The organism is Vibrio sp. 1402, from assembly GCF_033340275.1.
This window is the reverse complement of sequence record NZ_JAWOWE010000396.1, coordinates 1-626: the sequence shown is the minus strand read 5'-3', so window position 1 is coordinate 626 and position 626 is coordinate 1. Positions and strand designations below refer to the sequence as shown.

The following is a 626-nucleotide window of genomic DNA, read 5'->3' as shown; positions in this document are numbered from 1 at the left end:
CCTATTGGCTCGTGATCTTGTTGAAGATCACTCAGTGATCAGTATCGACCTACGCAATCACGGTCTCTCTTTCCACTCTGATACTCATAACTACACTGACATGGCACAAGATGTCGCGACGCTTCTTCAGCACTTAAACGTTGAGCCATCGATAATCGTCGGCCATTCAATGGGCGGTAAAGTCGCGATGAAACTCGCTGATATAGCACCAAATCTTGTGAAACAGTTGGTCGTATTGGACATGGCTCCAGTAGCTTACCAGACCAATCGTCACGACAACGTATTTGATGGTTTGCTGGCCGTTATCAAAGAAAAACCTGCGAACCGTCAACAAACGTTAGAAATCTTAGCTCAACACATTGAGATGGATGGCGTTAGACAATTTCTCTCAAAATCTCTGTTTAAAAATGAAGACCATATGGCTTGGCGATTTAACGTCGACAGTTTATTAAGTAACTATGCTGAGATCATTGGCTGGCAAGATATTGCTCCTACCGAGATCCCGACACTCTTCATTAAAGGCGGAGATTCGGACTACTTAATGCCAGAGCACCAACCGTCAGTACAACGACAATTCAAACAAGCTAAAGCACACATTATTGCCAACACTGGCCATTGGTTACACG

1 protein-coding gene is annotated in these 626 nt (G+C 44.2%); it reads left to right on the top strand.

Annotated features, from left to right (window positions below; all coding sequences use genetic code 11):
- The coding region (locus tag R7044_RS26280; RefSeq protein WP_225456125.1) for an alpha/beta fold hydrolase at window positions 1-626 on the top strand (626 nt) is incomplete at both ends.